Annotated in this window: 11 protein-coding genes and 1 riboswitch; of the genes, 5 read left to right on the plus strand and 6 right to left on the minus strand. The window is 69.3% G+C overall.

All coding sequences use genetic code 11. The features are described 5' to 3' along the window. From ACYVD1_RS29110 to ACYVD1_RS29135, 6 genes are all read right to left on the minus strand, one after another. The coding region (locus ACYVD1_RS29110) for a serine/threonine-protein kinase (RefSeq protein ID WP_460777711.1) at window positions 1-963 on the minus strand (963 nt) is incomplete at its 3' end. Window positions 964-1362: 399 nt separating this feature from the next. Next, a complete protein-coding gene (locus ACYVD1_RS29115; protein ID WP_460777712.1) occupies window positions 1363-2163 on the minus strand; it encodes an enoyl-CoA hydratase/isomerase family protein in 801 nt (266 codons plus the stop codon). Between the two features lie 45 nt (window positions 2164-2208). Next, window positions 2209-3012, minus strand: a complete 804-nt coding sequence (locus tag ACYVD1_RS29120; RefSeq protein ID WP_460777713.1) for an energy-coupling factor transporter transmembrane component T family protein — start codon at window positions 3010-3012, stop codon at window positions 2209-2211. After that, window positions 3009-4586 carry an ABC transporter ATP-binding protein gene (locus ACYVD1_RS29125; protein WP_460777714.1) on the minus strand — a complete coding sequence of 526 codons (1578 nt, stop codon included), beginning with the start codon at window positions 4584-4586 and terminating at the stop codon, window positions 3009-3011. The genes ACYVD1_RS29120 and ACYVD1_RS29125 overlap by 4 nt, the downstream gene beginning before the upstream one ends. Before the next feature lie 3 nt (window positions 4587-4589). Continuing rightward, window positions 4590-5243 carry an ECF transporter S component gene (locus ACYVD1_RS29130; RefSeq protein WP_460777715.1) on the minus strand — a complete coding sequence of 218 codons (654 nt, stop codon included), beginning with the start codon at window positions 5241-5243 and terminating at the stop codon, window positions 4590-4592. A gap of 83 nt (window positions 5244-5326) precedes the next feature. Beyond that, window positions 5327-5434, minus strand: a riboswitch (TPP riboswitch). A gap of 112 nt (window positions 5435-5546) precedes the next feature. Further along, complete coding sequence (locus ACYVD1_RS29135; protein ID WP_460777716.1) at window positions 5547-7706, minus strand: transglycosylase domain-containing protein; 2160 nt, start codon at window positions 7704-7706, stop codon at window positions 5547-5549. Between the two features lie 776 nt (window positions 7707-8482). Between ACYVD1_RS29135 and ACYVD1_RS29140 the strand changes: the two genes are divergently transcribed. The 5 genes from ACYVD1_RS29140 (at window position 8483) to ACYVD1_RS29160 (ending at window position 17396) form a co-directional block, all read left to right on the plus strand. Further along, window positions 8483-10450, plus strand: a complete 1968-nt coding sequence (locus ACYVD1_RS29140; protein WP_460777717.1) for an alpha-1,4-glucan--maltose-1-phosphate maltosyltransferase — start codon at window positions 8483-8485, stop codon at window positions 10448-10450. A 97-nt stretch (window positions 10451-10547) separates the two neighbouring features. Beyond that, the gene (gene treS, locus ACYVD1_RS29145; protein WP_460777718.1) at window positions 10548-12491 is read left to right on the plus strand and encodes a maltose alpha-D-glucosyltransferase; all 1944 of its coding nucleotides are present in this window, start codon (window positions 10548-10550) and stop codon (window positions 12489-12491) included. 1 nt (window position 12492) lies between these two features. Next, window positions 12493-13926: a maltokinase N-terminal cap-like domain-containing protein gene (locus ACYVD1_RS29150; RefSeq protein WP_460777719.1), complete on the plus strand. Its 1434-nt coding sequence runs from the start codon at window positions 12493-12495 to the stop codon at window positions 13924-13926. 323 nt (window positions 13927-14249) lie between these two features. Further along, window positions 14250-16394, plus strand: coding sequence for a 1,4-alpha-glucan branching protein GlgB (glgB, locus tag ACYVD1_RS29155; protein WP_460777733.1), 2145 nt, complete (start codon window positions 14250-14252; stop codon window positions 16392-16394). A 192-nt stretch (window positions 16395-16586) separates the two neighbouring features. Next, entirely contained in the window at window positions 16587-17396 is an 810-nt protein-coding gene (locus ACYVD1_RS29160) for a thioesterase family protein (RefSeq protein WP_460777721.1), read from the plus strand. Window positions 17397-17653 lie beyond the last annotated feature (257 nt).

Below are 17653 nucleotides of genomic sequence, written 5' to 3' on the forward strand. Positions count from 1 at the left end.
GGCCGCACCACCCGGGCCCGAGGAGCGGCCACCGGGCGCCGCGCCGCCGTGCCCGTGCCCCGGAGCGGGGCCCTGCATCGTGTGGTTTCCGGTCAGCCCCGTGGACTGGTTGGTCGCGGCGGGCTCGCTCCAGGGCAGGTCGAGGTTGAGCCGGCTGGTCTCGGCGACCAGTTCGGCGGCAGTGGGCCGCTGCGCCATGTCCCGGGCGACCGCGCGGTTCACGAGCGGGCGCAGCGCCTCGTGCATCCCGTCCATGTCGATCTCGCCGTTGAGGATCCGGAAGAAGATGACCTCGAACGAACCCGCTCCGTACGGCGGCCGTCCGGTCGACGCGAAGGCCACGGTGCCGCCCCAGGCGTGCACGTCCGTGGCCGAACCCAGGTCCGTGCCCTCGATGACCTCCGGGGACAGGTAGCTGGGCGTACCGACGAACGTGCCGGTCTGGGTCAGCTTGGCGCCGTCCACGGCGTGGGCGATACCGAAGTCGATGACGATCGGCTCGCCGTTGGAGATGATCACGTTGCCGGGCTTGAGGTCGCGGTGGATCACCTCCACCGCGTGGATGTCCTTGATCGCCCGGGCCATTCCGGCGACGAAACGGGTCAGAGCGCGACCGCGCAGGGGGCCGTGGTCGGTGACGGTCGCGTCCAGAGTGGGCCCGGGGATGTACTCGGTGACCACCCAGGGCAGTTCGGCCTGGGTGTCCGCGTCGATGACCTCGGCCACGTTGGGACTCTGCACACGGCGCATCGTCTCGACCTCGCGGGCGAGCCGGGCGCGCGCGATGTGGTCGCCGGCGACCTCGGGCTTGAGAACCTTCACCGCGACGAACCGCTCAGTCCGGGGGTCCTCGGCCTGGTACACCACGCCCATCCCGCCCGCACCGATGCGACGACGGATCACGTAGTGGCCGATGCGCTCCGGCAGCTCCTCACCCGTGGGGAAACCTGCCGACATTGCCATCGAGAACTCATCCCCTCAAAAGACCGCATACCGCCGCGTCCAGTTTATCGGCCGGGGGGATGGGTCAACATTGGCTTGTACGGCCCCTTGAGGGGCCCGTGTGGTCTCTTGGATTCCGCCGGAGAGTGTGGGGGCGGCGCGCACCACCGGGGGCTCCGGACGGACCGTCCGTCCTGGGACGACCATTGACGAGTATGACGGAAAATCCGCGTGAGCGGTTCCCCGCCAGCCCCCCTCATTGGCCGAATCCGGACGTCTTCCCTGCGTCCCGCATCACCGCTTGACTCGACAAAAAATCCAGGTGACGGCGCGGAAACACAAAGTGAAGGGGAAGAGCGGGGCGGCGTGCCGAGGCGAACGCTTCGACACTACCCGCCCCGAACTGTTCGCACAGCCCCCTCAGCGGCCGTTGAAGGCGGCTTTGCCGGGCCCCTGCTCGATGAAGCTGCGCATGCCGGTCTTCTGGTCCTCGGTGGCGAAGAGGCCGGAGAACTGGAGGCGCTCGATCTCCAGGCCGGTGTCCAGGTCGGTCTCCAGACCCCTGTCGATCGCCTCCTTCGCGGCGCCCAGCGCGACGGCCGGGCCGTCCACGTACTTGGCGACCAGGGCGACGGCGGCCGAGTAGACCTCTTCGTCGGCCACGACCCTGTCGGCGAGACCGATCTCCTTGGCCTCGTCAGAGCGCACGTGGCGGCCGCTGAAGACCAGGTCCTTGGCCTTGGCCGGGCCCACCAGGCGCGGCAGGCGCTGGGTACCGCCCGCGCCGGGGATGACGCCCAGCTGGATCTCGGGCTGGCCGATCTTGGCCTTGGTGCCCACGACCCGGAAGTCCGCGCACAGCGCCAGCTCGCAGCCGCCACCCAGCGCGAAGCCGCTGATCGCCGCCACGACGGGCTTGGGGATACGGGCGACCGCGGTCAGCGCGTTCTGGAGCGCCCGCGAGTACTCCAGCATCTGGGCGTGGGTGAGGTCGGCCATCTCCTTGATGTCGGCCCCGGCCACGAACGCCCGTTCACCGCCGTAGAGAACGACGGCGCGCACGGCGGAGTCCGCCGACACGGTGGCCGCCGCCTCCGCGATCTCCTTGGTGACCTGGCCGTTCAGCGCGTTCAGCGCCTTGGGACGGTCCAGCCGGATGACGGCCACCGCCGGGTTCTCCGGGTCGGCCTCGACACGCACGAACTCGCCCACGTTGTACACCCTCTTCGCTTCGACATCAGTGTCCCCCGTTACCTATCACCCGGGTCAGCCGAACAGCAGCACCAGGGTCCCCAGCTGCGCAGAGACGGTGTAGGCGGTCACCAGCAGTGCGGCGGCGCCCGCAAGCAGGAGTGTGTCGGCCGTGCGCCAGCGACTGTGCCGGGCGTGGCTGCGCCTTCCGGTGCCGAAGGCGCGCGCGTCCATCGCCGTGGCCAGCAGTGTTCCGGTCCGGATGGAGCGCACCAGCAGAGCGAACAGTCTTCCGAAGAACAGCGTGACGATCCGCACCGGGTTCCGCCCGGCCTCCAGGCCCCGGGCCCGGCGGGCCAGCGTGATGGTCCGCCACTGGTCGGCGAGCAGCGGGATGAGCCGCAGCGCCGCGAGTACCCCCATGGCGGGGCGCTCGGGCACCCTGAGCTTCTGCACCAGGCTGTCGGCCATGTCTGTGGGGTCGCTGGTGATCGCGGCGAGCAGCCCGGGCAGGGCGATGGCGAGCAGGCGCACTGCCGCACCCGCCGCACCCTCCAGACCGTGTTCCCCGTACAGGTAGTTGACCGACCCGGTGGTGAGCCCCATCAGGAGGAAGGGACCGCACAGGACGAGTAGGGTGCGCCGATCGACGCCGCTGAACGGCACGATCAACAGGACGGCGAGCAGGACCACGCCGCCCGTGACCCCGTCCACGGCCGGGACCAGCCCGAGCCCGATCAACATCGCGGCCAGCAGTTTGGCGGCCGGGTTCCGACCCATGAGCCAGTAGCGGGCGCCACCGCCTTCGGGCACGTCCAGGGTCAGGGTGTCCCCGCCCTCAGTCCCCGCGGTCTTCTGCTCGGTGTTCTGAGCGGTCATGTGCCCGCCTCCCGGTCCGGTCCGTTGAGCGAGGGGGCGGCGGTGACGGTCGCCGGAGGGTCTGGCTCCTGCCGAGCTCGACCGTCGGCCACGCGCACGCGCGCGTCGGTCAGATGGCGTTGGAGCAGCCCGTCGTGCGTGGCCATGACCACGGCCCGGCCTTCGGTCCGCAAGGCCCCCAGCAACTCCACCAGCTCCGTCCAGGTCCGGGTGTCCTGGCCGAAGGTCGGTTCGTCCAGAACCAGCATGTCGGGTGCGTGCGCGGGGCCGGAGCTGAGCGCCGTCGCCACGGACAGGCGCCGTTTCTCGCCACCGGAGAGCGTGTACGGGTGCACTCCGGCGAGCTTGGTCAGTCGCAAGCGTTCCATCAGCTCGCCCACCCAGCGGTCCGTCTCGGCCTCGCCCATCCCGGCGCGCAGGGGGGCGAAGCGGAGTTCCTCTTGGACGGTGGTGGTGACGAACTGGTCCTCGGAGTGCTGGAAGACCGTACCCACGTGCCGGGCGAGCCTCCTCGCCGGCCAGCGAACGAGCGGACGCCGATCCGCGTCCGCCAAACGCCCGCGCGGCAACACCTGGCCCTGATGGGGTTTGACCAGACCGGCCAGCATCGTCAGGAGCGTGGACTTGCCCGCGCCGTTGGGTCCGGTCAGGGCGGTGGCGGTACCCGCCGCCAGGGCGACGTTCACCTCCTTGAGCACGGTGCGTCGGGGCGTGGCCCGCACACCCACTTGGAAGGGTGTGCGGGCCACGACGTCCACGGTCTCGGCCACGGGCGCCCCGCCAGGCGCGGGTGAGAGTTCGGGTGCGGGCTCGTTCCCCGGGATCCACACACCTTGGTCGGCCAGGGAGCGACCGTGCTCGGCGAACACGGTGCGCGGTGCCCCGTCAGCGATCACCCCTCCGCCCGGTTCCACCACCACGACCCGGTCCACCAGGTCCACGACGTCGGCGACCCGGTGCTCGACCAGCACGAGGGTCGCCTCGGTCTCGGCCAGTAGCTGGGACAGCAGGACTCGAACGAGCTCGGCGCCGGCGGGGTCGAGGTTGGCGGTGGGCTCGTCCAGCAGCAGCAGACGCGGACGCATGGCCAACGCCCCCGCGATGACCAACCGCTGTTTCTCTCCGCCGGACAACGCACCGGTGGAGTGGCGGAGGCCATAGGGGAAGCCCACCTCGGACAGGGACCGCTCCACGCGGGGCCAGATCTGCTCCGGGGCGACGCCCAGGTTCTCCAGCCCGAACGCCACGTCGTCCCCGGCGCGGGCCATCACCAGTTGGGTATCGGGGTCCTGACTGACCAGCCCGACCCCGCCCCGCCCCCGGTGTGCGGGGCAACCGTCCACAAGCAGCGAACCTTCGTGATCGCCGCTGATGGCGCCGTCTTCACCGGTGAGCCCGGCCAAGGAGTGCAGAAGGGTGGACTTGCCCGCACCGGAGGCGCCGAGCAGCAGCACGCGCTGGCCGGGCTCGATGGTCAGGTCCACCCCACGCAGCGCGTAGGTGTCCCGGCCCGAGTGCTTCCACCCCCAGCCGGAGAGCTCGACGCGTGCTCCGTGTGCGCTTGATTCGGCCATCGGTCAGCCCTTGGCTGACGGGAAGGGGGCGAGCGCGCCGGACTTGGCGAGCGCGGTGGTGAGCACTCGCGCGCCCACTCCGGCGATCAGGCCGGCGCTGATCACCACGATCACTCCGAAGATCAACTGGTAGTGGAGCGGCCAGGTGACGTTGGTAACGATGTTGTTGCGTACGGCTGGGGAGAGCGCGGACACAGCGGCCGCGAGCACGGCCGCGCCCATGGTCCAGCGCTTGTAGGCGAAGGCGAGGAAGACCAGCTCGGCCAGGAGGCCCTGCATGGTGCCGGCCAGGATGACCTGCATCCCCCACTGCGTGCCCAGGATCGCCGACACGGAGGCAGCAGCGATCGAGGTGAGCAGAGCCGCACCGGGCTTACGGATGATCAGGCCTCCGAGCACGCCGGAGATCAGCCACATGCCGTAGATGACGGCATGGCCGGGCGGGAAGGCCACGAACAGCGGGTACGTGACCGACCAGACGAGGTTCCACAGCCAGAAGACGACGCCGATAGCGACACCGATCACGGCGGCCACAACGATGTCGACGGTGCGCCAGCTCCGGAACTTGGCGCGCACCTCCTGGATGAACCCGGTTGGCTCGGATCCGCTCGTAGCGCCGGTGCCGGGTCCGGCGCCGGGGTTGTTGCCTGTACTCATGTCGGTAATGTCCCTTCGTCGGGGGTGACGAGGGCCCATGCAGCTAGGAGCGTCAACGGGCGCATGTGAGGGCACGTGCACGGTGACGGGTTCCTATGACTTCCTTCGCTGGCATGACCCAGATCAGGTGTGTAAGGGTCTGCGGCGGGGTGCCGCACTCTCAGCGCTCTCGCGCTCCCCTGTCGGTATCTCTCTATTATGCGCCAACAAGGGGATCTGTGGGGTGTTTCCACCCCACAGATCCCCTTTCGGCTCTTCGCCGGAACGCCCGGAGGCCCCAGAAAGACGCCCGAAAGCCCCGCCTCAGGCGTCGGAGTCCGAGTCGTCGTCATCGCCGTCATCGTCGTCGGACTTGGGCGGCTCGGCGTCCGGGTCGCCGAAGGCCCCCGGCGAACCCGCGAAGCCCTCCGACGGCAGCGGAGCGGTGGCGCCGCGCATGGTCTCCTGCCAGATCTGGCCGGGCAGTGTGCCGCCGTACACGATCCCGTAGTAGCTGCCGCCGATGGTCACGCCCTGGAGCGGGTTCTGTTCGCCGCCGCGCACGTCGCCGACGGCCACCGCGGAAGAGAGGTTGGGCGTGTACCCGACGAACCAGGCGTAGGCGGCGTTGTCGGTGGTCCCGGTCTTTCCGGCGACCGGACGGCTGAGGCCCAGGCCGTTGGCCGTACCGCCGTCGAAGGTCTGCTGCAGCAGGTGGTTGACGCCGTCCGCGGCGCTCTCCTCCACTGTCTGCTCGCACTCGGACTCGGTGCTGACTCGCTCATCGGTTCCGTCCTCGCTCACGGCGCGCACCGGGCGGGGCACGCAGTACACACCCCGGGCGGCGAAGGTGGCGTGGGAGGCGGCCACGTTGAGCGGCGACACCTCCTGGTCGCCGAGGGTGAAGGAACTCCACACCCCGAGCTCCTCGCCGTCGGCCCGGTACACACCGGCCTTCTCGGCCATCTCCGCGGTGGCGCACAGGCCCACGCGCCGCTGGAGCTGGGCGAAGTAGGTGTTCACCGAACCCTTGGTGGCGCTGATCATGTTGTGGCTGCCCTCGTCGCTCTCACCGGCGTTGCGCACACTCCACGAGGACATCGTGCCGCCCTCGCAGTTGGACATGCCGCTGACCGACAGGCTCTTCGGCGAGTCGAAGCTGGTGCCGTACCCCAGGCCCTGGTCCAGGGCGGCGGCCAGCGTGTACGTCTTGAAGGTCGAGCCCGCCTGGAAGCCGGTGGAGCCGCCGTCGTCCTGGTCGACGGCGAGGTTGATCGAGGTGCTGCCGACCTGCTCGTCGTCGAAACCGTGGCGCAGGTTCTGCGCCAAGCCGCGTACGCGGCCGGTGCCCGGTTCGACCAGCGCCTGCGCGGCGAACTTGGTGGAGTCCTCGTAGGGGACCCGGTTGTCGATGGCGTCCTGCGCGGAGTCCTGCGCGTCGGTGTCGAGCGTGGTCTGGACGGTGAAGCCGCCCTGGGAGATGCGCTGGTCGCGCTCGGAGGCGGTGTCGCCGAGCAGGTCCGAGCTCCGCAGCCAGTGCATGACGTAGTCGCAGAAGAACGGGTAGTCGCTCTCGGCGCAGCTGCCCCCGCGCGGGGTGGCGTCGATACCCAGGCCCTCGTCCTGGTACTCGGCGGCCTCGTCAGCGTCGAGCATCTCGGTCGCGACCATCCGGTCCAGCACCAGGTCACGGCGTTCCACCGCCTCCTCCGGGTTGTTGAGCGGGTCGTAGAAGGAGGGGCCGCGTACCAGGCCGGCCAGCAGGGCGGCCTGCCCGGGGTCCAGGTCGGCCGCGGACACGGAGAAGTACCGTTTGGCGGCGACCTCGATGCCGTGCGCGCCCGAACCGAAGTAGGAGAGGTTCAGGTAGCCCTCCAGGATCTCGTCCTTGGTGAGGCGCTCCTCGACGTCGATGGCGTAGCGCAGCTCGACGAGCTTGCGGCTCAGGGTCCGCGAACTGGCCTCCTCCAGCTCCTCTTCGTTCTCAGCGCTCTCGATGAGGAGGTTCTTCACGTACTGCTGGGTGATGGTCGAGCCGCCCTGCAGGTCGCCCTGGGCAGTGCGCAGCGCGGCGCGGGTCACACCGCGCAGGTCCAGGCCGCTGTGCTCGTAGAAGCGGTCGTCCTCGATCGCCATCAGGGCCGAGGTCACCCACGGGCTGATGTCGTCGAGCCCGACCACCTCGCGTTCCCGTTCGGCGACCTCGCCGAAGGGCTCTCCGGCGTCGTCGGTGAGGAGGATCCGGGACGAGGGGTGGGGGACGTCGAGGTCGCCGGGCAGGTCCATGAACCCGGCGGCCGCGTCCCTGGAGACCACCCCGAGCCCGCCCGCCCACGGCATGATCAGGGCGGCTGTCAGGAGCCCGGCGAGCACGCTCAACCCCGACAGGCGCAGGAGCGTACCGCCCCGCCCCTTCAGCAGGTCACTCCTGAGGAGTTCCTGTGCCCTCCCAGTGAACAGACCACCCTGGTTCGACTCCGTCACGTCGCCCCCCTACGGCCGTGTGCTGCCCGCCTGCCAGGCAGGACGGACACTGCGTCGACCACCTTCCCAAGGGCCGCGCAAAGGGAAGTCCGCCATAACGGGCGTGTCACCGAAAAGCTTCCTCAATCCCCGGCAAAGCCCTCAGATCGACCATGTGGCGCGATCACTCGCACATCAGACGAAAACGACCATCCTTTTTCTCGACATCAAGACGAGTCGACCAACAAATCCGGGAGCAGCACAAAGCAGGCCGACCGAATGTGGGGCGAATGGTTCTTAGGAGACCCATCGGACGCAAGGGGATGTCCGGAATACGACCCCGCAACCACCGGGTGCATTCGGTCATCCCTACCCACCCCGAACCCCGGGACAACATCGGGTATTAATTTTCTGACTTGTCATGACGGAGAACCGGAAAACAACCACAGGGACGTCTGAATCAGGTGGCCCCTCATGCCCGATTTGCGAAGTTTGACAGGGCGAAATCGGGCAAATACCAGGTCCTGGCGCTGCCGACCAGTGTGATGAGGATCACATAAATAATCCGGCCCCAACACACCGCCAAACCCCACTAGAGGGCAGACGATAGACAGCGGAGGGCACCGAAGCGGCAATCCGGACAGTTTCTGATCCAGCACTTCGTTAACTCCGTCTTGCGCTAGATGAACTTCCGGTTATTTCCACTCTTCGACACCCGTGCGCCATCGGCGCGCCATCAAAACACCATCCACACATCACCCCATATCGCCCGAAACACGACAATTACGGTGTAGCCAGTGATCGGACGCCTGCCCATCCTCGAAATCTCTCCAGACAACAACCTGGGCCCGGTGAAATCCGTTCCCGGAGAACGCTTCACCGTGGGCGCGACGGTGATCCGGGAGGGCCACGACTCCCTCGCCGCCGGCGTTGTGGTCCACTCCCCCGACGGCCGCCGCCAGGCGCTCGTCCCCATGCGCGAGAAGGCACCCGGGACCGACCGCTACGAGGCGGAGATCAGCCTTCCCGCCGAGGGGAACTGGTCGTTCTCCGTCGAGTCCTGGACCGACCCGCTCACCACCTGGCTCCGCGCCGCCCGCGTGAAGCTCCCTCTGGACACCGACACCGAACTCGTGCTGGAGGAGGGCGCCCGCCTGCTGGCGCGGGCAGGACGCCGCACCCCCCGGGTCCCCGCCCTCACCAGGGCCGCGAAGACGCTGCGCGACACCTCCCTGACGCCGATGGAGCGTTTCGGGGCCGCCGTCACCCCCGATGTGCTCGCCGAGATGGAGCGCAAGCCGCTACGCGAGCTCGTGACCAGGTCCAAGCGCACCAAGGTCGTCGTCCACCGCGAACGGGCGCTCTTCGGCTCCTGGTACGAGTTCTTCCCCCGCTCCGAGGGCGCACAGGTCGACACCGTGCCCGGCCAGGAGGTCTCCGGAACCTTCGCGACCGCCGCCAAACGCCTCCCGGCCATCGCCGACATGGGTTTCGACGTGGTCTACCTGCCCCCGATCCACCCTGTCGGGAAGGCCCACCGCAAGGGCCGGAACAACTCCCTCCAGGCGCAGGACGGAGATCCGGGGTCCGTGTGGGCGATCGGTTCGGCCGACGGCGGCCACGACGCCGTCCACCCGGACCTGGGCACCCTCGCCGACTTCGACACGTTCGTTGCCGAAGCGCAAGAGCACGGCCTCGAGATCGCCCTCGATCTGGCGCTCCAGTGCTCACCCGACCACCCCTGGGTGGCCCAGCACCCCGAGTGGTTCAGCAAGCGGGCCGACGGTTCCATCGCCTACGCCGAGAACCCGCCCAAGAAGTACCAGGACATCTATCCGCTCTGCTTCGACCACGACTTCGAGGGCCTCTACGCCGAGTGCCTGCGCGTGGTGCGGCACTGGATCGACCACGGCGTCCGGATCTTCCGCGTCGACAATCCGCACACCAAACCGGTCGCCTTCTGGCAGCGGCTGCTCGCCGACGTCGCCAAGCGCGACCCGGACGTGCTCTTCCTCGCCGAGGCCTTCACCCGCCCCGCGATGATGCGCACCCTCGCCAAGGTCGGCTTCCACCAGTCGTACACCTACTTCACCTGGCGCAACGGCAAGGACGAGCTCACCGGCTACCTCACCGAACTGAGCCGGGAAACCGCCCACTACCTGCGCCCGAACTTCTTCGCCAACACCCCGGACATCCTCAACGCCTACCTCCAGGAGGGCGGTCGGCCCGCCTTCGAGGCGCGCGCCGTACTCGCGTCGTTGCTCTCGCCCACGTGGGGCATCTACGCGGGCTTCGAGCTGTGCGAGAACACCCCCGCCGCCCCGGGCAGCGAGGAGTACCTGAACTCGGAGAAGTTCGAGTACCGGCCCCGCGACTGGGCGGCGGCCGAGGCCTCGGGTGACACCATCGCCCCGCTGATCACCAGGCTGAACGAGCTGCGCCGGGCCCACCCGGCCCTGCGCGAGCTGCGCAACCTGCGCTTCCACCACGTGGACCGGCCCGAACTGCTCTGTTTCTCCAAGTACCGCCCCGGCGCCGCCGGTGAGCCCGACGACGCCGTGATCGCCGTCGTCAACCTCGACCCGCACCACGCCCGCGAGGCCACGGTGCACCTCGACCTGCCGTCCATCGGCCGCACGTGGGAGGAGGACCTCAGGGTGACCGACGAGCTGACCGGCCGCACCTACACCTGGCGGGCGGACAACTACGTCCGCCTCGACCCGGCGACCGGACCCGCGCACGTGTTCACCGTCAACGGCAGATGACGCACCGGGAGGGGCGGGTACCGCACGGCCGTCGTGCCACCGCCCCTCCCCAGGCCCTGTTGATCCGACGTCGAACATTCTTGGTGGGGAGCAGTAGATGAGCAACGACGAGCCCGGCCCCGGTGCCCAGGAGCACACGGAACACGGTCCGCTCGCCCCAGCCACCGGGGCCGCCACCGGCCCGCTCATGTCCTCAGGTGGTACCAGTGACCCCCACTGGTTCAAGCACGCCGTCTTCTACGAGGTCCTCGCCCGGGGTTTCTTCGACTCCAACGGCGACGGCACCGGCGACCTCGCCGGGCTGGTACAGAAACTGGACTACCTCCAGTGGCTCGGTATCGACTGCGTCTGGCTGCTGCCGATGTACGAGTCACCGCTGCGCGACGGCGGATACGACATCTCGGACTACTTCAAGATCCTGCCGGAGTTCGGCAACACCGCCGACTTCGTGGAGCTCCTGGACGAGGCGCACCGCCGCGGCATCCGCGTCATCACGGACCTGGTCATGAACCACACGAGCGACCAGCACCCGTGGTTCAAGGCCTCCCGCGAGGACCCGGACGGACCGTACGGCGACTTCTACGTCTGGTCGGACACCGACGACCGGTACGAGGAGGCGCGGATCATCTTCGTCGACACGGAGACCTCCAACTGGTCCTACGACGAGGTGCGCGGCCAGTACTACTGGCACCGGTTCTTCTCCCACCAGCCGGACCTCAACTTCGAGAACCCCGCGGTCCAGGAGGCGATCCTGGGGGTCCTGCGCTACTGGCTCGACCTGGGTATCGACGGGTTCCGGCTGGACGCCGTGCCGTACCTGTACGAGCGCGAGGGCACCAACTGCGAGAACCTCAAGGAGACCCACGAGTTCCTCAAGCGGGTCCGTGCCGAGGTGGACCGCCTGTACCCGGACCGGGTGCTGTTGAGCGAGGCCAACCAGTGGCCGTCGGAGGTCGTCGACTATTTCGGCGACTTCGAGTCCGGCGGCGACGAGTGCCACATGAACTTCCACTTCCCGCTGATGCCGCGCATGTTCATGGCGGTCCGGCAGGAGCAGCGCTTCCCGATCTCGGAGGTCCTCGCCCAGACACCGGAGATCCCGCGCAACTGCCAGTGGGCGATCTTCCTGCGCAACCACGACGAGCTGACCTTGGAGATGGTCACCGACGAGGAGCGCGACTACATGTACGCGGAGTACGCCAAGGAACCCCGCATGCGCGCGAACGTGGGGATTCGGCGGCGGCTCGCACCCCTTCTGGACAATGACCGAAACCAGATCGAGCTCTTCAACGCGCTCCTGCTGTCGCTCCCGGGCTCGCCGGTCCTCTACTACGGCGACGAGATCGGCATGGGCGACAACATCTGGCTGGGCGACCGGGACGCTGTGCGCACCCCCATGCAGTGGAACTCGGACCGCAACGCCGGGTTCTCCCGCGGCGATCCCGCCCGCCTGTACCTCCCGCTGATCCTGGACCCCGTCTACGGATACCAGGCACTCAACGTGGAGGCCCAGCGCGACAACCCGGGTTCGCTGCTGAACTGGACGCGCCGGATGATCCAGATCCGCAAGCGCCACCCCGTGTTCGGTACCGGCGCGTTCGCCGAACTCAACGCGACCAACCCGAGCGTGCTGGCGTTCATCCGGGAACACGGCGACGACCGCATGCTGTGCGTCAACAACCTCTCCAGGTTCCCGCAGCCCGTGGAACTGGACCTGGCCCGCTACGCCGGTGTGAGTCCGGTGGAGTGCGTGGGCGGGGTGCGGTTCCCGGAAATCGGCGAACTCCCGTACCTGCTCACGCTGCCGGGGCACGGCTTCTACTGGTTCCAGCTGCCGCCGGAGCAGGAACCCGGGCAGCGCTCCCAGGGTTCCCACGGCCGTGCGGGCCAAGTGGCCCATGAGGGACTGCCCACCTACGGGCTGCCCGAAGCCGGGGTCCGTACCCGTGACGCCTTCGACACCGGCCACCGGCACCCGGCACCCACGACGTCCGGCACCCCGTCCCGGGGCGGTGGCGAGAAGGGATACAGGCCTCTCTGACATGTCGCGGCTCGAAGAACTCTTGGCCGTCTGGCTTCCCCGGCAGCGGTGGTTCTCCGGCAAGGGGATCCCGATCCGCCAGGTCCGGATCGAGAGCAGGTACACCCTGGTCTCGGCCGGTCCCGGAGGACCCGACCTGAACGTTCTCGTCATCCAGGCCGGACAGCGCGGCCTCAGCTCCCGCTACCAAGTACTGCTCGGGTCACGGCCGCCCCGGTCGCTGCCGCCGAACCTGGCCCGCGACGCCATCGGGGTGTGCCAGGTGGCGGGCGGGCGGCCCCGGGTGGTGTACGACGCCGCCCACGACCCGCAGCTCACGGCGCTACTGCTGGAAAGGTTCACCGCCCAGGAGGACACGGGGCGGCGCGGCCGGGTGCGGTTCCGCACGCTGCCGGACACCACCGTCACCCCCTGCGGTCCCGGGAGGATGCTCACCGGCGAGCAGTCCAACACCTCGCTGGTCTACGGGCGCGACTACGTCCTCAAGACCTTCCGCAGGCTCTGGCCCGGCCGCAACCCGGACCTGGAACTGAACATGGCGCTTTCGGGATCGCCGTACGTGGCGCGCCCGTGCGGGTGGATCGAGGCCGACCTGTCCGGCCACTCGGCCCCGACCACCTTGGCGCTCCTCCAGACCTTCGTCCCGGACGCCACGGACGGGTGGGTCCTCGCCACGGCGAACGTGCGCACCCTGCTGGCCGGGGCGGAGGCCGATTTCAGCGAGGAGGCCGCCCGGCTCGGCCGGACCACCGCCGAGGTGCACAGCTCGCTGGCCCGTGCGCTGCCCACCGACGTCCTGTCGCCGGCCTCTGCGGCGGAACTGGCCGATGCCATGGTGGAACGCCTCGCCATGGCCAGTGCGGAAGTCCCCGAACTGGCCGAACACGCGCCCCGGGTGATGGAGGCCTACGCCGAATTCGCCCGGGTGGACGAGCCGCTGCCGATCCAGCGCATACACGGCGACTACCACCTGGGACAGGTCATCAGGCCCGAGTCCGGGTGGGTACTGCTCGACTTCGAGGGCGAGCCAACGGTCCCGGTACGCGACCGCCAGCGCCTGTCCAGCCCGCTGCGGGACGTGGCCGGGATGCTGCGCTCCTTCGACTACGCCGCCGGCTACCTGCTGGTCGGGGAGCCGGAGGATCCGAAGCTGTCGTGGGCCGCGCGGGCCTGGGCGCGGCGCAACCGGGAGGCGTTCTGCCGCGGTTACGCCGACGGCGGCGGCGCCGATCCGGAGAAGCACTTGACCGTGCTGCGGGCCTTCGAGTTCGACAAGGCCGTCTACGAGGTCCTGTACGAGGCCCGCAACCGGCCGGACTGGCTGCGCGTGCCGCTGGAGTCCATCGCCACAGCCGCCACAGCAACCTCTGCGAGCCCGGCAGTCTCATCGGGCGCAGCGGTCTCTTCGGGCACCGTCCCGCCCGCACCCGGCTGACGTCACCCGGCGGTCGCCGTGCGCGCACGGCGACCGCCGGTGACCGTCGCCCGCGCTTCCAGCCGCCGCACCGCTCTCCCCGCCACCCGACCACCACAATCCATCACGGAGTCACATTGTCACCGCGTCAGAGCGACACATCCGCGCAAGCCGAAGCGGCGGGCGCCGAAGCGACCGCGAAACCAGCGGCGGAGAAGCCGGTGCGGCAGAAGACCGCTACCAAGAAGGCACCCGCGAAGAAGGCCAAGGGGCAGGCTGCCGCCAAGTCAACGGCGAAGCCCGCCGCGAAACGCACCAGGGCCACGGCCCCGCTCTCCGTCGAACTGACCGCCGAGCTCGACCGGGTGGTGGACGGCTGGCACCACGACCCGCACTCCGTCCTCGGCCTGCACGGCCGCGACCTGCGCGTCCTCCGCCCCGGTGCCGTCGAGGTACACGCTGTACTTCCGGACGGCAGCCGGGTCGCACTCCCCCACCGCCACCGGGGTGTGTTCGCCGCCCGGCTCGCGAAGAAGGCCGACGACTACCGGATCGCGGTCCGCTACGAGGAGGACGGCCCCGAGCTGGTCGGGGCCGATGCCTACCGGGCCGCACCCGTCCTGGGCGAGCTGGACCTGCACCTCATCGGAGAGGGCCGCCATGAGGAGCTGTGGCGTGTCCTCGGCGCCCACGTGTCCGCGGCCGACAGCTCCATGGGGGAGGTTTCGGGTACGGGCTTCACCGTCTGGGCACCGGACGCACGCGGGGTACGGGTGGTCGGCGACTTCAACTTCTGGAGCGGGACCGCGCACCCGATGCGCAGCCTCGGTTCCAGCGGAGTGTGGGAGCTGTTCGTGCCCGGCCTGGGCGACGGCGACCTGTACAAGTTCCAGATCCTCGGCGCCGACGGGCGCTGGCGGGACAAGGCCGACCCGATGGCGCGGCGCACCCAGGTGCCCCCGGCCACGGCGTCGGTGGTCACCGTGTCCGAACACGTGTGGTCGGACGAGGAGTGGATGGCCGAGCGCAAGGGCACGGAGCCGCACCGCGCACCGATGAGCGTGTACGAGGTGCACCTGGGTTCCTGGCGGCCCGGCCTGAGTTACCGGGAGCTGTCCGAGCAGCTGGTGGAGTACGTCAGCGACATGGGCTTCACGCACGTGGAGCTCCTGCCGGTGGCTGGCCACCCCTTCGACGGTTCCTGGGGTTACCAGGTCACGTCCTACTACGCGCCCACGCCGCGGTTCGGCACCCCGGACGAGTTCCGCTACCTGGTGGACGCGCTGCACCGGGCCGGGATCGGGGTGTTCCTCGACTGGGTCCCGGCGCACTTCCCGAAGGACGAGTGGGCGCTGGCCCGGTTCGACGGCACCGCGCTGTACGAGCACCCGGACCCCCGCCGCGGTGAGCACCCGGACTGGGGGACGCTCATCTTCAACTACGGGCGCACCGAGGTGCGGAACTTCCTGGTCGCCAACGCCCTGTACTGGTTCGAGGAGTTCCACATCGACGGTCTCCGGGTGGACGCCGTCGCCTCGATGATCTACCTCGACTACTCGAGGGACTCGGGGCAGTGGGAGCCGAACATGTTCGGCGGCCGGGAGAATCTGGAGGCGATCGACTTCCTCAAGGAGCTCAACACCACGGTGTACCGCCGCAACCCGAACGTGGCGATGATCGCCGAGGAGTCCACGGCGTACACGGGCGTGACCACCCCCGTCGACCTGGGCGGGCTCGGTTTCGGGCTCAAGTGGAACATGGGGTGGATGCACGACTCCCTGGAGTACGTGAAGAAGGAGCCGGTCCACCGCGAGTACCACCACAACGACATCACGTTCTCGATGGTCTACGCGTACAGCGAGAACTACGTGCTGCCGCTGTCCCACGACGAGGTGGTGCACGGCAAGGGGGCGCTGTTCAACAAGCCGCCGGGTGACGAGTGGCAGCGCGCGGCGACCCTGCGGGCGCTGCTGTCGTTCATGTGGTCGCATCCGGGGAAGCAGCTGCTGTTCATGGGCGCGGAGATCGCGCAGGGCGACGAGTGGTCGCACGAGGCCGGGGTTCCGTGGTGGCTGCTGCAGTTCGGCCACCACGCCGGAACGCAGCGGCTCGTCAAGGTGCTCAACGACAGCTACCGGCCGCGCCAGGCGCTGTGGTCCCTGGACACCGATCCCGCCGGTTTCCGCTGGCTGGACGGCGGTGACTCCCAGGGCAACACCCTGAGCTACCTGCGGCACGGGGAGGACGGTTCGGTGCTGGCCTGCGCGGTGAACTTCTCCCCGGTTCCGAGGCAGGGCTGGCGTATCGGCCTGCCGTCCGAGGGCCGGTGGACGGCAGTGCTCAACTCGGATGAGCCGCGCTTCGGCGGTTCGGGGTACGAGGCGCCCGCGGTCGTGGAGGCCCGGGAGTTGGAGTGGCACGGCCAGCCGTACTCGGCGGAGATCACCCTGCCTCCGCTCGGTGCGGTCTGGTTCGAACCGCAGCGATAGCCGCCTTCTTGAAGCAGGACCGTCATCAAGCGGGTCCCTGGAGCTCCTGTCTTCCGGGACCTGCGGGCTGTTCGGCCGCTCGTCCCGGACACACCGTGTCCGCGGGCTGTGGGTGTGGACCGTCAGGGGCGTGCGCCGTCCGCCCCGCCGGACTCGTTAGCCTGTGGCTCTCACTCTGGGAGGAGTACCGACGTGGACACCGACACCAGCGCTCGCGACAGCTACTACGAGCGCATCGACGAGCACCGCTTCAAGCCCACCGTGCACACAGGCGGCGCGTGGGCCCCCGACGAGCAGCACTTCAGCCCGTTGGGCGGTCTGATCACGCACGCCATCGAGCGCCATGCGGCCTCGGAGAAGAACCCCGGCATGGTACTCGGCCGGCTCAGCTTCGACATCCTGGGGCGGCTGGGCCTGGAGGAGTGCGAGGTCCGGGTGGAGACGGTCCGGCCGGGCCGCACCATTCAACTGGTCGAGGCCACCGTGCTCATCGCGGGCCGCACGGCGGTACGTGCCCGTGCCTGGTACCTCGCCACCTGGGACACCGGCACGGTGGCGGGCGGCGCACCGGCACCCCTCACCCCTCCCGAGGAGCTCTCCCCGTGGGAGATGGGCCTGGTGTGGCCGGGCGGCTACATCGACTCCCTGGAAGTGCGGCCGCTCGGGGAACCCCGGCCGGGCCGTGCCAGCGCCTGGATCCGCAGCCCGCTCGACCTGGTCGCCGGGGAGGCCACCGGTCCGGCGGCCGCCTTCATCAGGTACGTGGACACCGCCAACGGCATCGCCGTGCGCGAGTCGCCCACCGAGTGGATGTTCCCCAACCTGGACCTGACCGTCCACCTGTACCGCCAGCCCGAGGGCGGCTGGACCGGCTTGGACACCACTGTCGCGTTCGGTGCCAACGGGCAAGGGCTGACCAGCACTGTTCTGCACGATGTGACCGGGCCGGTCGGCACGGCCGAGCAGATCCTCACCGTCCGCCCGGCACCGAAGAGCGGCTGATGCCGGGCGGCAACCGGAGGCCCTGACCAGGCAGGGTCCCGCCGGACCGGACTCCGAAGAACGCCTCGTCGATGCCACGTCCGCCAGAGCCAAGGGGAAAAAGATCCCCGCACCATGACCCGCACGGGTTAGAGTGCGGCTATGCAGCAGTCGCGCAGCGTCGCCATGATGGGCCGGATGATGATGTCATCCGGCCTTCACTGCGTGCGCTGAACCCCTGTCCGCGGAAGGCCCCAACGGGTCTTCCCAGGCGGGCG

The organism is Nocardiopsis nanhaiensis (assembly GCF_054778635.1).

Excerpts from the sequence above, each read along its gene's own strand:
- ACYVD1_RS29130 (WP_460777715.1), bottom strand. The coding sequence starts at position 5,243 with ATGAGTACAGGCAACAACCCCGGCGCCGGACCCGGCACCGGCGCTACG.
- ACYVD1_RS29150 (WP_460777719.1), top strand. The coding sequence starts at position 12,493 with ATGTCGCGGCTCGAAGAACTCTTGGCCGTCTGGCTTCCCCGGCAGCGG.
- treS (WP_460777718.1), top strand. The coding sequence starts at position 10,548 with ATGAGCAACGACGAGCCCGGCCCCGGTGCCCAGGAGCACACGGAACAC.
- ACYVD1_RS29125 (WP_460777714.1), bottom strand. The coding sequence starts at position 4,586 with ATGGCCGAATCAAGCGCACACGGAGCACGCGTCGAGCTCTCCGGCTGG.
- ACYVD1_RS29120 (WP_460777713.1), bottom strand. The coding sequence starts at position 3,012 with ATGACCGCTCAGAACACCGAGCAGAAGACCGCGGGGACTGAGGGCGGG.